General features: G+C 56.0%; 13 protein-coding genes. 5 read left to right on the forward strand and 8 right to left on the reverse strand.

Annotation, left to right across the window (positions count from 1 at the left end):
• The 3 genes from fabI to fabA form a co-directional block, all read right to left on the reverse strand.
• Positions 1 to 699: enoyl-ACP reductase FabI (gene fabI, locus ACXJ5O_RS08785; protein ID WP_457299555.1), on the reverse strand; the 699-nt coding region annotated here is incomplete at its 3' end.
• A 7-nt stretch (positions 700 to 706) separates the two neighbouring features.
• On the reverse strand, positions 707 to 1933 hold the full coding sequence (gene fabB / locus ACXJ5O_RS08790) for a beta-ketoacyl-ACP synthase I (protein ID WP_457299556.1): 1227 nt from the start codon (positions 1931 to 1933) through the stop codon (positions 707 to 709).
• A 36-nt stretch (positions 1934 to 1969) separates the two neighbouring features.
• Complete coding sequence (fabA, locus tag ACXJ5O_RS08795; RefSeq protein WP_008122449.1) at positions 1970 to 2485, reverse strand: 3-hydroxyacyl-[acyl-carrier-protein] dehydratase FabA; 516 nt, start codon at positions 2483 to 2485, stop codon at positions 1970 to 1972.
• A 318-nt stretch (positions 2486 to 2803) separates the two neighbouring features.
• On the opposite strand from fabA, the gene irrA reads away from it, so the two are divergent.
• On the forward strand, positions 2804 to 3235 hold the full coding sequence (gene irrA / locus ACXJ5O_RS08800) for an iron response transcriptional regulator IrrA (protein ID WP_112526576.1): 432 nt from the start codon (positions 2804 to 2806) through the stop codon (positions 3233 to 3235).
• 388 nt (positions 3236 to 3623) lie between these two features.
• On the forward strand, positions 3624 to 4337 hold the full coding sequence (locus tag ACXJ5O_RS08805) for a DNA helicase (RefSeq protein WP_457299557.1): 714 nt from the start codon (positions 3624 to 3626) through the stop codon (positions 4335 to 4337).
• Positions 4338 to 4470: 133 nt separating this feature from the next.
• Here ACXJ5O_RS08805 and ACXJ5O_RS08810 read toward each other — a convergent pair whose 3' ends face one another.
• Positions 4471 to 5232 carry an SDR family NAD(P)-dependent oxidoreductase gene (locus ACXJ5O_RS08810; RefSeq protein WP_457299558.1) on the reverse strand — a complete coding sequence of 254 codons (762 nt, stop codon included), beginning with the start codon at positions 5230 to 5232 and terminating at the stop codon, positions 4471 to 4473.
• A 161-nt stretch (positions 5233 to 5393) separates the two neighbouring features.
• Here ACXJ5O_RS08810 and ACXJ5O_RS08815 point away from each other — a divergent pair, with 161 nt between their 5' ends.
• Positions 5394 to 6005: a TetR/AcrR family transcriptional regulator gene (locus ACXJ5O_RS08815; protein WP_457299564.1), complete on the forward strand. Its 612-nt coding sequence runs from the start codon at positions 5394 to 5396 to the stop codon at positions 6003 to 6005.
• Here the strand turns inward: ACXJ5O_RS08815 and ACXJ5O_RS08820 are convergent.
• From ACXJ5O_RS08820 to ACXJ5O_RS08830, 3 genes are read right to left on the reverse strand one after another with little or no spacing between them, the layout of a single operon-like run.
• Complete coding sequence (locus ACXJ5O_RS08820) at positions 6002 to 8044, reverse strand: acyltransferase family protein (protein ID WP_457299559.1); 2043 nt, start codon at positions 8042 to 8044, stop codon at positions 6002 to 6004. The two genes, ACXJ5O_RS08815 and ACXJ5O_RS08820, sit on opposite strands and share 4 nt — an antisense overlap.
• 18 nt (positions 8045 to 8062) lie before the next feature.
• On the reverse strand, positions 8063 to 8281 hold the full coding sequence (locus ACXJ5O_RS08825; RefSeq protein ID WP_271895844.1) for a hypothetical protein: 219 nt from the start codon (positions 8279 to 8281) through the stop codon (positions 8063 to 8065).
• Complete coding sequence (locus tag ACXJ5O_RS08830; RefSeq protein ID WP_457299560.1) at positions 8281 to 9033, reverse strand: COG4280 domain-containing protein; 753 nt, start codon at positions 9031 to 9033, stop codon at positions 8281 to 8283. The genes ACXJ5O_RS08825 and ACXJ5O_RS08830 overlap by 1 nt, the downstream gene beginning before the upstream one ends.
• 332 nt (positions 9034 to 9365) lie before the next feature.
• Here ACXJ5O_RS08830 and ACXJ5O_RS08835 point away from each other — a divergent pair, with 332 nt between their 5' ends.
• Positions 9366 to 9995: a hypothetical protein gene (locus ACXJ5O_RS08835; RefSeq protein WP_457299561.1), complete on the forward strand. Its 630-nt coding sequence runs from the start codon at positions 9366 to 9368 to the stop codon at positions 9993 to 9995.
• Positions 9996 to 10168: 173 nt separating this feature from the next.
• Entirely contained in the window at positions 10169 to 11005 is an 837-nt protein-coding gene (locus ACXJ5O_RS08840; RefSeq protein ID WP_457299562.1) for an aspartyl/asparaginyl beta-hydroxylase domain-containing protein, read from the forward strand.
• A 123-nt stretch (positions 11006 to 11128) separates the two neighbouring features.
• On the opposite strand, the gene ACXJ5O_RS08845 is transcribed toward ACXJ5O_RS08840, so the two are convergent.
• On the reverse strand, positions 11129 to 12403 hold the full coding sequence (locus tag ACXJ5O_RS08845) for a polysaccharide biosynthesis/export family protein (RefSeq protein WP_457299563.1): 1275 nt from the start codon (positions 12401 to 12403) through the stop codon (positions 11129 to 11131).
• Positions 12404 to 12649 lie beyond the last annotated feature (246 nt).

A 12649-nucleotide genomic window follows, 5' to 3' on the forward strand; every position in this document is an offset into this window, starting at 1 on the left:
GAGGTAGAGAGCAGACCGGCCGACGTCTTCTATATCGACTGTGCGGCGCAGCGGTGCATTGCGCTTCTGGTAGGAGAACATGGCGCGTGCGTCGCCGATGCCAGCGCCCGCCAATGTGCGCACAGGACCCGCAGAAATTGCATTGACGCGAATTCCTTCCGGACCGTAGTCGGCGGCGAGATAGCGGACCATGGCCTCGAGTGCAGCCTTGGCCACGCCCATCACATTGTAGTTCGGCATGACCCGGGTCGAACCGCCATAGGTCAGCGTCAGGATGGAACCGCCGTCGGTCATCAGCTTTGCCGCGCGTTGGGCGACCTCGGTGAAGGAGTAGGCGGAGATGACCATGGTGCGGCTGAAATTATCCCGCGTCGTCACATCGGCATAGCGGCCCTTGAGCTGCGACTTGTCCGAGAAGCCAATAGCGTGGACGACGAAATCGATCGTGCCCCATTCTTTTTCCAGCGTCTCGAAAACCGCGTCAACGGTAGCGATATCCTCGACATCGCAAGGCAGGAGCAGTTTCGAGCCAAGCTGTTCTGCCAAGGGTGCAACACGCTTGCCGAAGGCTTCGCCCTGGTAGGTGAATGCGAGTTCGGCACCATTGTCGGCCAATTCCTTGGCGATCCCCCAGGCAATGGAGTGGCTGTTCGCGACCCCCATGATAAGGCCGCGTTTGCCCTTCATTAAATCTGCCATTGTTTCCTCAACCCTCGTAACGCTGATAAACCAGCGAAGCATTCGTGCCGCCAAATCCGAAGGAATTGGTCAGGACTGTATTCAGTTTGATGTTGTCTATCCGCCGGCGCGCAATGGGCATATCTTCGAATGCCGGATCGAGTTCTTCGATATTGGCGCTCTCCGCGATGAAATTGTGGTTCATCATCAGAAGTGAATAGATGGACTCGTGTACGCCGGTCGCACCCTGCGAATGGCCTGTCAGTGATTTGGTCGCCGAAATAGGCGGGCACTGGTTGCCCGAACCGAAGACTTCGCGGATGGCCTCGATTTCCTTGAGATCACCAACAGGCGTCGAGGTAGCGTGCGGGTTGATGTAGTCGACCGGACCCTTGACGTTGGCGATTGCCATGCGCATGCAGCGCGCCGCGCCTTCACCGCTCGGTGCGACCATGTCGGCACCATCCGAGGTCACGCCGTAACCGACGAGTTCGCCATAAATCTTTGCGCCACGCGCCTTGGCATGTTCAAGCTCTTCGAGAACGAGAACGCCCGCGCCACCCGAAATGACGAAGCCATCGCGATTCTTGTCATAGGCTCGTGAGGCCACAGATGGCCGGTCGTTGAATTTGGAGGACATGGCGCCCATGCCGTCGAAAAGCACGGATAAGGTCCAGTCGAGATCCTCGCAGCCGCCGGCGAACATCATGTCCTGCTTGCCGTACTGGATCATCTCATAGGCGTTGCCGACACAATGGTTGGATGTCGCGCAGGCCGAGGAAATGGAATAATTGACGCCCTTGATCTTGAACCATGTGGCGAGCGTTGCCGAGGCGGTCGAAGACATTGCTTTCGGCACGGCAAACGGGCCAACCTTTTTGCTGGAGCCGGATTCGATGGTCTTTTCGGCAGCCTCGACGATCGTACGGGTGGAGGAGCCGCCCGAACCCATGATGATGCCGGTGCGCTCATTGGAAATGAGATCCGTATCGAGCCCGGCGTCGGCGATGGCCTGATCCATGGCGACATGGTTCCAGGCAGTGCCACCGCCGTGGAAACGCATCGCGCGACGGTCTACCAGCGTTGATGGATCGAGTGTAGGTGCACCATGGACCTGGCTGCGGAAGCCGTGCTTCGCATATTCCTCAGCAAAGACGATGCCCKATTTCGCTGCACGCAGCGATTCCAGCACCTCCCCTACACTGTTGCCGATAGAGGACACGATACCCATGCCCGTCACAACCACTCGCCGCATCGCGATCTCCTTAAAGGTAATACGTTGCCAAATTTGTCAGGCAGCGCTTTCCTTGAATAGGCCAACCCGCAGGTCAGTTGCTTTATAGATAGTCTCGCCATCGACCTTTAACCAGCCATCGGCAATTCCAAGCACCAGACGGCCGCGCATGACGCGCTTGAAGTCGATGCCATATTCGACAAGTTTGTTTTTCGGCGTGACCATGCCGGTGAACTTGACCTCGCCGGTAGAGAGGGCGCGGCCCTTGCCGGGCTCGCCGAGCCAGCCGAGATAAAAGCCGGTCAATTGCCACATGGCATCAAGGCCGAGGCAGCCGGGCATTACAGGATCGCCAATGAAATGACAGGGGAAGAACCAAAGGTCAGGCTTGATATCGAATTCAGCGCGGATATAGCCCTTGCCATTCTCGCCGCCTGTTTCAGAAATCTCGGTGATACGGTCGAACATCAGCATAGGTGGTGCTGGCAACTGGGCGTTGCCCTGACCGAACATCTCTCCGCGGGCACAGGCAAGAAGCTCTTCATACCCGTAGCTTGATTTCTGTTCTGGCATTCTTTCTCCCATCGGTAACGTCAAGGCTTGCGCCTGGATATGTTCCGGCGCGGACGGACCCTATCATAGAGTATTTCCGCCTGAAAACGCTGCATAGAGCAAACCACGATCAAATGGAACCCTCGCCTGATCGAACCCCTCTGCGAATTTCGTGTGACATGTGATTTCCAGTTGTGCCCACATTTTTCCTTAGACAAATGGTGTAAATGCTGCCTATTGATCGATTTCGCAAGACAGCATATATCAATCATGTAACACGACGGACAATGTGTCTGTGGTGGGACTTCTGATATGAGTTAACGGAGTGGCAGACGGGCCATGCATATTTCTTATGAAATTGACGCTGATGTATCCTTGCAGGAGCGCTTGCGCTTTGCGGGATTACGGCCGACCCGTCAGCGTATCGCGCTTGCCAGCCTGATCTTTGCCAAGGGTGACAGACACCTTTCGGCCGAAGAACTGCACGAAGAGGCGCTTGGTGCCAATGTGCCGGTTTCGCTGGCGACGGTGTACAATACTCTGCATCAATTTACCCAGGCCGGAATGCTCCGCATCCTCGCCGTCGAGGGCGCAAAGACCTATTTCGACACGAACGTTTCCGACCATCATCACTTTTTCGTCGAAGGCGAAAATGAGGTGATCGATATCCCCAGTGGTTCGACCATGGTCGGCAATTTGCCTCCGGTTCCGGAAGGCATGGAAATTGTCAACGTCGACATCATCATCCGCCTGCGCAAGAAGCGCGGCTGATCCAGACGGAAAATTCGCCAAGGCGGGCTGCAAATGGCGCTTTCCTGCGCTCCGATGCTCACGTACCCAACGTACGCTGCGCTTCGGTGCTCGAAAATCACCATTTTCGCCACGCCCTGACGGATTTTCGGTCATGCTCTTATAGGCACGAGCGCCAACGCATCGGCCGTTGCGCCATGGGACTCGTTGTCCGATCCGCGGGGCAAAGCTGTCATTTGTGCTTGTCGCGAATCATGATGCCCGCTAACCTTTGCGGCATAGGCTTGGCCCACGCCTCCTCCCTCCTTTCGGGAAGTATCGCACATACGGGGTGACATCATCATCGAACCATCTGTTCGAGCGACGCATAAGGAGGGGTTGCGTTTCTGGCTCGCAACGGAGGTCCCTGATGAAGCTTTCTGCTCCTATCTTCCAATTGAAACGCCGCGCCAAGCTACTGGTCCGGAAAAATAATGTTCCCCTGCACGAAGCGCTGGACCAAATTGCGCGTGAGGAGGGGTTTGCGAGGTGGAGCCTGCTTTCGTCCCGGATCGCAGCGGGATCACTGTCGAAAACCGTATTATCCCGGCTCAATGACGGCGACCTGCTATTGGTGGCCGGTCGCCCTGGACATGGCAAGACCACGCTTGGACTTCAGCTTTTGCTCGAAGCTGCCCGAGACGGCAGAAAGGCGATATTCTTCACGCTGGAATTTACCGAGCAGCAGGCGCGGGAACACATCCGCTCGTTGGACGAAGGTTATCAGGATCTTGGCGACGCTCTGGAAATCGTGACGTCGAATGAAATCAGCGCGGATTACATTATTCGCCACTTGTCAGCCTCGGACCAAGGAACAGTTGCCGTTATCGACTATCTTCAAATACTCGACCAGCAACGAAGCAAGCCAGCACTCTCCGACCAGATTCTCGCTCTTAAGGATTTCGCCAGAAAGACCGGCGTGGTACTGGGGTTCATCTCGCAGATCGATCGGTCGTTTGATCCATCAATCAGGCCTCTGCCGGATATTCAGGACATTCGCCTACCCAATCTCGTCAATTTAGGGCTCTTCACGAAGGCCTGCTTCCTGCACAATGGCGAGGCCCAGCTTCAGGACATAACTTAGGGTCAGGACCCATTAATATGATCGAAATGGCACCTGACCCTAGCCTGCTCGACTACCGCTATCCTATCTCAACCGGATCAACAGGCCTGACGTGGTCGAGTACCAAAGTGGTATGGATTATTGCGTTCGGCGTTCAGATTCCGAGACCACCGCCGACGTCGATTACACCGCCGGTCATATAGCTGGCGTCAGGTCCCGCGAGGAAGGTGACGGGCGCGGCGACTTCCTCGAGCTTTGCGATGCGGCGGATGGGGTGAAGGTCGAGGAACGCGTCGGGAGCGTCAACGTCGCCCATAACTTGCCTCATCATATCGGTCGGCATGGCACCGGGCTGGACAACGTTGACGGTGATGTTGCGTCCGCCCAGATCGCGGGCAATGCCCTTCGCATAGCCGTTGATGGCAGCCTTGGTTCCCACATAGTCGGCGAGGCCGGGGAACAGGGAGCGGGTGCCGCTCACAGAACCGATGAAGATAATTCGCCCGCCATCGGGGAGCTTCGGCGCCGCCGCGCGCGTGGTCGCCACCGCGCCCATGACGTTGATCTGCCACTGACGGTCGAGATTGACCGTGTCGAGTTCGGGATCGTCGACAGTCTTGCCCTGTACAACGATTGCCGCGTTATTGACGAGGATATCGAGCTTGCCGAATTCAGCGATCACCGAGTCAATCAAAGGCTTGGCGGAAGTAAGGTCGGCCTGGTCGCTCTTGATCGCAATCGCGCGGACGCCCTTCGCCTTGAGCTTCTCCACGACAGCTTCGGCTTTTTCGGCTGACGCGACGTAGCTTATCGCGACATCAGCCCCCTGATCGGCAAACGCTTCCGCGATGGTGGCGCCGAGCCCGCGCGATCCGCCGGTAACGAGCACGGTCTTGCCCTTCAATGTGTTCGACATGAGAGTCCCTTTCTGTGGACGATCAGGGCGCCGCCTGATCCTGGTAAACGAACGCAGCCCGTTTTCATAACAAGCATTACGATAACGCTTGGTATGAAATTTGACAGATGCCGTCAAGTGTTTTAAATAACGACCATTATGAAAAAGACCGGGTTGCGCTGATGGGACGCCATCGCGAATTTGATGTGGAGAAAGTGCTCGACGCGGCGCTGTGCGTTTTCTGGCGCAAGGGCTACGAGGGCGCATCCTATGCTGACCTCACAGAGGCTGCCGGCGTTGAGAGGCCCGCCCTCTATTCTGCATTCGGCAACAAGGAAGCGCTCTTCCGCCGAGCCCTGGATCGCTATTATGAACGATACCTGGATTTCATCCCGAAATCGCTTGAGCTCCCGACAGCGCGGGCAGTTGCTGCGCATATCCTTTACAGTGCAGCCGAACTCAATACACGTTACTCCCACCATACGGGGTGTCTCGGTATAAACGGGGTTTTGGCAGGATCTGATGAAGCGGAGCCAGTGCGACAGGCGTTGATCGAAGCTCGCGCTGGCGGTGAGGCGCAGCTTCGTGAACGCCTCGAACGGGCAAAGGCCGAAGGCGACTTACCGGAGGCGGCCAAACCTGAGGCCCTTGCGGCATTCGTGATGGCTGTCTCTCACGGCATGGCCGTRCAGGCCAAAGCCGGCTTCAGCCGCGACATGCTGGAGGCTGTTGCCGAGCAAGCGCTTTCCGCGTGGCCGACGGGTCGTCGCTCTGGCCATCAGCCCGGAACCTAGTCGATATCGATTCCCAACGCACCAGCCAGTGTCTTGAACACGGGCGTATAGAGGTAGCTCAAACTGCGGGCGGTCGTAGCTGTGATATGGTCTGAATCCCTGTACAGGGGCAGGCCGTTTCGCATGCTGTCGCAGCGGCCATTGTCGCAGATACCCTGAAGCGCATCGACGGTTATTGCCCCGTATTTTGCAGCGTATTCGCTAAGCATATCACGGGAGGCCGCCTGCCTCTCGGAAGTGTAGGCCCATGACGGTGCGATATCGGTAGACGTGCCTCTCGTTGCCGCTTTGGCAAGGGCTTCCGGCATGTAGTGCCCCATTTCCGGGACATCCATGACAAGCACCACTTGCGTGCCATGTCGTTTGAGATCCGCGAGGGTCTGGTCCAGAGCGGTCGCTATGGGCGCCGATTCGTCGTCAAGCTGCGGGCGGATCCTGGGATCGAAATAAAGTCCCTGGTTAGGCAACTCCGAGCGGAGGACGTATTTGGGCCAATAGGCAATCATGAAGACCAACGGTATGCGCTTGCTGATGATAAGGTCCCGCACTGCCGCATTGTAGTCAACACAGCGCAACGTGTCTTTTTGGTCTTTGAGTTCCACATCTGGAAGCGGCGGACACGAGGCCCGTGCGGCCAAAATACCACTGGCACCGGCCTYCGTCGCTGCAAGGTCGATGGCGGGTGCCATGGAACCGGAGTGCGAGTCGCCCCAAACGAGGAAATTCACATTGTCCGCACCTGGGATTCCCAGGTGGCATAGGTTGCCCGATTGGATGTCGGAAAGGGAGGGACCCTTTCCACTCGTGTCCTGCATGCATTCGGGGCCGGAAAACTGGCTTTCGTCATAGGTGGCACCATAGATTTTCTGGGCAACCGGGGTAAGGCGGCTGGGAAGCCCGACTTCGGTTATGACATAATTGCCGAAAGCCACGACCGCTACGATAACCGCTGTCGCAGCGGCAAAAACCGGCTTGCGGGGAACCGGGCCAGCATGCCCGCGGAACGGCCGCTCGATGAAGTGCCAGGAAAAGATAGCCACCATAAGCGAGAGAGCTACGAGCAGACCGTTCTGGATGAAGGTGAGCTCCTGACCGTTCAGGTAACGCGTGAAGACGATGATCGGCCAGTGCCAGAGATAAAGCGAATAGGAAATCAGGCCGATGAACACAAGCGGCGAGGACGTGAGAAACAATCCCGCCGGACCGCGCGAGGCTCGTCCCTGAATGATGAGAGCGGCACCAACGCAGGGAACGAGTGCGGCAAGGCCGGGAAACGATGTGCTGTCATTATAGACGAAGACCGCAAAGCCTATCAGGATGAATCCGACGGCAGCCAGGATTTCGCCGACAAATTGCTGTTTCGGCCGGGGCACGACGCCCAATGCGAGCAAAGCGCCGAGAAGTAGCTCCCAGGCACGGTAAGGCGACAGGTAAAACGCCTCGACGGGCCTTTGCTCGACGGCCCAGACGCTCGCGGCGAGCGACCCGACAAACAGCAGAATGAGCGCCGGCTTTATCCATTCCCGGCCGATCCTGCTCAAGAGAAGAAGCAACAGGGGAAAGACGATATAGAACTGTTCTTCGATGGCGAGCGACCATGTGTGCAACAACGGCTTCAGCTGGGCGCTGATATCGAAATATCCGCTTTCTCTGTTGAGCTGGATGTTGGAAACAAAGAGAGCGGCTGCCTTCACACTGCGCGCAAAATATTCAAATTCGACTGGCATGAAAAATAGCCATGCCATCACTACCGACGCTGCGATCATTGCGAAAAGCGCCGGAAAAATGCGGCGAATGCGGCTTTCGTAGAACCGCCAGAGGCTGAAATCGCCCTGGTCGATTCCTCCAATGATTCGCAAGGCCATCAGATAGCCGGAGATAACGAAGAATACGTCGACGCCGACGAACCCGCCCTGAAAACCCGACATGCCCGTGTGATAAAATACGACCGGCAAAATCGCGATGGCCCGCAGGCCATCGATGTCGCGGCGATAAGCTAGGCCGTCGCGCGACTGCCCGGACGTTGGTAAGCTGACCAATTCCAGTTTACTCCAGCATTATCCGTGGGATTTTTTCCGCGCCGCACGGTACGTGCTCTCTGCGAGGATGAGGATGCAGCCCGCCAATAACAGGATACCACCGGCGAATCCAGGCAATCCGGCATATTCCACAGCGGCCGCAATGACGCCGATCAAGGCAATCGACCAGAGTGCCAGAGCGCCGTCATCGATGAACATGCCGATCAGTTCTCGTATGGTGATGCGTATGATGTTCATCAGGCGACTGCCTTTGCGTTGGAGCTGCGATAGTCGCGCAGCATCCGCACGGCGACAAACGAGAAGATTGCAAGGACGGCAAGGATTCCGATCAGCGACAGATCGGCGCCCGGCCAATCGGCGCCAAGTCCTTCACCGACCCAGAAGATGCCGAATGCCGTAAGTAGAAGTCCGACGACGAATTTCAAGGTGTTTTCGGGCACCTGCGACAATGGCTTGTGCACGACGAAACCGATGATCAGCACCAGGAGGCAGGCTATAACTGCGCCAAGCGCAGCATAACCAAGCATGCCGCGTCMCGCGCCAACGGCGATGACGATGAAAACCACCTCGATACCCTCAAGCAGTACCGCCTTGAACGCTGCGGCTCCAGCGATCCAGTCTGCACGTCGTTCGGCGTCCTGATGCTTGAGCTGATCGGTCTCCCTGGCGAAGGCTTCTGCCTCGTCGTGAAAAGCAATAACGCCTGAAGCGCGAAGGATGGCTTTGCGCAGCCAGCGCATTCCAAACAGGATCAGCAGGGTTCCGATGACAAATTGCAGGAGCTCGACCGGGATCAGCCCGAGCAGCGGTCCAAGAATGACAACCAGAGCGGTCAGCACGATGAGCGCAAGCCCTGTACCGATGAATGCGGGCTTCCAGCTGCGGGAAACCCCGACGGCGAGGATAATGGTGAAGGCTTCGACGACTTCGACGAAGGAGCCGAGGAAGGCTGCCGTCATAGTCGATACTATGGTCGTGATGTTGGACATGGAAGGATTTCCGTTCAGGCAGAATGGGACAAAAGATTACTCAATAAAAGGTCAAGATTCAGGCGGCCAGACGGATGAAGCGTTTCGGATGGAAAAGTAAACGTGACACGGATGTCGTTGATCTTTCGCTCAATACGGATTTGTTTTGCTTCGGTGAGGAAGTGCAACTTGTCATGACCATCAAACGTTTTGTTACCCGGTTATGTTTTGGGATCAGTTTTTTGTTGCTCTTTGCGTGAAGGTGCATTCTGGTTGCGGATGACAGAAAATAGTAAAATAGTCGGCGATAAACAGTTCTGAAGTCTTTCCCACTTTCGACCAGGATAATGCCCTTGAACACACGGATTGATCCGCATCTTAAAATGATCCTGATCGGCGGCTCGTCCAATGTCGGGAAATCAAGGGTGGCAGGCGCATTAGCGGGGAAACTCGGCTGGCGCTGTATTTCAACGGACAGCCTTGCCAGGCACCCCGGCAGGCCGTGGCGACAGTCGAACAAGAAAGTCCCCAACCACGTGGCCGAGCACTATCTTAGTTTAAAGGCCAACGAACTGCTGGAATSCGTCATTCTGCATCACCGCAAGATGTCGCCACTCGTCGCGGAACTTGTCCGGGCAACGGTGCATGATGAAGGCATGGAGAAATTGGTGCTCGAGGGATCGGCACTTTGGCCTTTCATCACGAGTGGACACCGCATGAAGGAAGTTGGAACTGTCTGGCTGACAGCCAGTTCCGATACGTTGCGCACACGGATTTATGAAGCAAGCGGTTTCCACAATGCCAGCGAACAGAACCGTGGAATGATCTCAAGATTTCTCGAACGCACGCTGTTATTCGATCGAAAGACCGCCGAACTCGTTAGCGAGCACGGCTGCAAGGTCCTCGATGTTGATGAGTACAAAACGACAGACGACCTTATTGGCGGCATAGTGGACAGCCTCAAGCCATCTCCGACCCGTTAACTCCTGATCCGGAGCAAGAATTGACGAATGATCGAGAGCCTCGTGCGGCAATATCGGCGCACGAGGCTCTAGCATACCGGTCTATCGTCGCCTAAATAGATTCCTGTCATCGGAACCGAACGTATCCGCCACTGCGTCCCGGTCCGCAAAGCCAGCAACGTATTGGAATGATTATGACCGAAGGAACGTTGAAGGAACCAAGTCTTCAAGACTCTGAGGCTGAAGAAGTCGAGCAGGAATTCGGGACGGCCGGTATCGCGCCGATGGCTCGCCCAAGCAGGACCACACGCTTTTTCATGGGCATCGTCTCCTGGGCAGAGAAGCTCAACCTCAAATACGCCAGATTTGGCAACCCTCCAGTCTATGACAATGCGGTCTTTCCCTGGACAAGCGAGATAGAAAAGGCTTGGCCGGACATTCGCATTGAACTTGACCGCGTTCTTCTGCGTCAAAGCGAACTGCCTGCATTTCAGGACATTTCGACGGACGTCAAAACAATCTCGACGGACAGTCAATGGAAAACCTTTTTCCTCGTCGGATTCGGCGTGAAATCAAAACAGAACATTCAAGCATGTCCCAAAACATGGGCGGCGGTGCAGAAGATTCCCCACCTGAAGACAGCCATGTTTTCGATCTTCGAGCCCGGCAAACATTTGCCTGCCCATCGGGGGCCTTACAACGGCGTATTGCGGCTTCATCTCGGTTTGATCGTGCCGGAGCCGGGCGACAAGCTCKCCATCCGGGTCAAAGACAGGATATGCCACTGGCAAGAGGGCAAAGCCCTGGTTTTCGATGACGCCTACGAACACGAAGCCTGGAACCATACGGATAAGACGCGCGTCGTCCTGTTCGTGGATTTCGTGAAGCCGCTAGGATTTCCCGCCAGTTTCATTAATTGGGCGCTTATGAATCTGGCGATCTTCACGCCATTTATCCGTGAAGGCCTCGACAACCACAAGGAATGGGAAAAACGTTTTTACGCTGAAGCAGAGACCTTGCGAAATCAGTGATGCGCGTTAGGCGAGTTAGAGCAATTCCGTTTTACTTCGAATCACGGAATCGCTCTGACTCTTTGTTTTTACGCAATTCCGGACGGAAAACCGGTTCCCACTTTTCCTGGAATTGCTCTAGGTTCACGAACGCTCGGTGTCGATTTTGACCTTGACCACATCGCCGGGCAGCAGGATGGTTCCTTCTTCAGCGGTCGTCTCTTCGGTTTTCCCGTTGGCGTTGCGGACAATGCTGTATTGCATGACAACAGGATCTGAGCCGTTGCCTGCGGCAGCCGGCGCATTGACCAGCGCTTCGGTCATCAGATTTTTGTTCATCTGAAGCTTCAGATTGCTTTCATCAAGCGTGGCCTGTGTCGCCTGCATCTCGGTTGCCAATTCCGACTTGCGCTCATTATCAAGGTCGGTCTCGTTCTGGGTCGATTTACTGATTTCCTGCTTGGCACGCAACGACGCGGTATCAAGATCCAGAAGTTTGCCTTCCATGTCTGCAACCGAGGTTTGCAACCCGAGGAGGCGGGAGTTCACAACAAGGCCCTGATCCGCCAGTCCGCCAATGCTCGTGAGTTCCTTGCGGGTCAGATCCAGCTGCCGGTTCTGCACGCCCATTTTCTTCTCAAGCGAACTGATTTCGTTCGTATAGAGCGTCTTGAGGTCGTTCAGCCCACTGATCTGGAGATCGAGGGAATTCTTCCTTGTCCGCATGATTGCCGTTTCATCGTCGACCAGTCTCTTGAGGTTCGCCTTCTCGATCAAATCGTCCGGAACCTTGATTTCCTGCACATTTGCCAATTCGGCTTGCAGTCTTGCAAGTTTGACCACCGCCCGGTCATGCGCGGCTACGATGACATCATAGTCCCCGCGCGCATTGAAATAATCCCGCTCGAAGCGCTGCCCGGTCGTTCGGGGCATTCCGCCAGCAAGGCTGACAGCCTTGAGAACCGTCATTTCCGGCTCGAATGCATATCTGCCTGGCGTCTGCACGTCGCCTGAAACGAAAATCGGCCGAAACTCGGATATCTCTACGGAAGCCTCCGGGAGATCGCTAAGGCCGAGTTTCTGCCGGAGGTTCTCGGAGATCTCCTTGGCAATTTCGGATGTGGTCTTGCCGCCAGCGGCTATTTCACCCGCGAAGGGAAGAGACAAGGTGCCTGAGGGCCCAACCCTGTAGTCACCTGTGATCGTGGGCCACTCGCGAAAGGTGCCCTCTGCGGTCTGCCATTCGATCACGCGTATGGTGACCTTGTCCATCGGGCCCAACGCGTAATCCGCAGCATGGGCAGCCGGCGCAAACAGCATCATGAGAAGCAGCATGCAGCCATAAAAGAACCAGCGCGTTGCCGCGGTGAAACCGCGTGGCATGCCTGAGCACGCACTTGACGGGGAAATCGGGGTCATTTCCAACAATTACTCCTGTAAATCAATCGGGATCGGTGTGGCGATTTCCGCCCTAATCTCGGCAAAGCCACCCGGCCCAAGCCTCATAAGCAGGATCGTGTGACATATATGAGGCGGGAATGATCTTGCGAACGATCACAATGTCCTTCCGAAAAGGCCAATTTCAACGGAATGCTTGTCGAAAACAAGGCATCCGTCGAAGGTAATACCGCTGCCCTCGTATATCCGCCCCAGTCAGCCTGGAAC

Source organism: Phyllobacterium sp. P5_D12 (genome assembly GCF_054049495.1).